The following is a 1,397-nucleotide window of genomic DNA, read 5'->3' on the forward strand; positions in this document are numbered from 1 at the left end:
GGAATTGCGCGGAAACCTGACCGCGATGAATGGGCAAAAGGCGACGAGGTTATATTTAGGCAGGTTAAAGACTGTGTTGAGAATAAAAATATATTCGGACACGTGTTTTTCTCCTACAGCTGGCTTTTTTCCGAAAAAGAGCTTAATAAATCAGCGCTGCGGAAAATAAAGAAAATTAATTACAGAAAATAACACCGTCGCACCTCGAAAAAATGCGAAAAATCACAAAATTGGTGTAAATTCTCTTGGAAATGCTATAATAACGGCAGGGAGGAAAAAAGCCATAAGCGGCGAGCGAAAAGTTGTAAGCCATAAGCATTAAGCGGTAAGTTTTTTCTTCACCGTCTCACTGCGAAGCCCAAAGGGCTTGCGCAGTGTCCAGCGGCGTTACGGGCTTTGCCCGTTAGAAACAAGCCCATACGGGGCAAAGACACTGGATCCTGCGCTAAATCCTGACGGATTTCCGCAGGAAGACGGATAAAAAATATTTGTCTTACTGCGAGGCACGCGAGACAGGATATAAAGAAACAGAGAATATCAAAAGTGGGGGACTGATTTCAGTCCCCCGATATATTTTTTGCAGTATGATTTAATATCTTGCTTCTGCATAGTTTTCGTCAGGAATAAGAACGGCGCTGCCGTCTTCGTACAGTACGAGATTGTCCTCGTGCTTTATTACTCCGTCGTGGCGGAGTATGAGTTGATTGTATTTCGTGTCGTACCATACGGAAAGCAGGGGCAGAGCGCCCGGGATTTCTTTCGTTTCTTTTTTCGGAAGCTTTGCGGTAACTCTTCCCAGCAGCCGTTTAAGCTCTCCCGTCAGCGGCGTGAGCTTTATAAATTTTAAATGTCTTTTGCCGCCGATTTCAAAATCCGTCTTGTGTTTGGCGTGATAGTTTTTCTTTATCCCGCCTTTTCGTTTCTGCGCCGGAAATTTACGCTTCTTTTCAGCGAGAAAGTTTTCCATGTTTCTCTGTCTTCTGCTTTTTCCAAGCTCTTTCATAAGTCTTTTCGTCTTCTTTTTCATTGGATAGTTTCCTCCCGTAAAATTTGATTTTGGGTACAATAAACATAGCTATAAGCTACAAGCTATAAGCCTATATCGTCGCTGCGCTCCGTACTCAAGCGGGAATTGCCCGATAAAACATTTGCCTCACTGCGTTCGGCACAGGCGGGCAATTCACCCACCGCTTTCGTAAGCAATAGGCAGAATAATGTGAGAAAATCTTATTAAAAATAAAATCTTTTCACCGCTTTTGGCTTACAGCTTAATGCTTAACGCTTAAAGTTTAACTTCGGATTACTTCCTACTGGGCTGGGCGCAGATGTTGCTTGCGCCGTCCGTTCGTTTTCTGTCCAAAGCCGCAGGGCTCTTGCTTTCCCTGCCTCCTTCCCGA

The 1,397-nt window shown here is 44.3% G+C and carries 2 protein-coding genes; one reads left to right on the forward strand and one right to left on the reverse strand.

The genetic code is table 11. The features are described from left to right. The coding region (locus tag KBS54_05285; GenBank protein MBQ0055536.1) for a hypothetical protein at positions 1-192 on the forward strand (192 nt) is incomplete at its 5' end. A 397-nt stretch (positions 193-589) separates the two neighbouring features. Here KBS54_05285 and KBS54_05290 read toward each other — a convergent pair. Continuing rightward, positions 590-1,027 carry a hypothetical protein gene (locus KBS54_05290; GenBank protein ID MBQ0055537.1) on the reverse strand — a complete coding sequence of 146 codons (438 nt, stop codon included), beginning with the start codon at positions 1,025-1,027 and terminating at the stop codon, positions 590-592. Between the last annotated feature and the right edge of the window lie 370 nt (positions 1,028-1,397).

The organism is Candidatus Equadaptatus faecalis, from assembly GCA_018065065.1.
GTDB classification, from domain to species: Bacteria; Synergistota; Synergistia; order Synergistales; family Synergistaceae; genus Equadaptatus; species Equadaptatus faecalis.

Excerpts from the sequence above, each read along its gene's own strand:
- KBS54_05290 (MBQ0055537.1), bottom strand. The coding sequence starts at position 1,027 with ATGAAAAAGAAGACGAAAAGACTTATGAAAGAGCTTGGAAAAAGCAGA.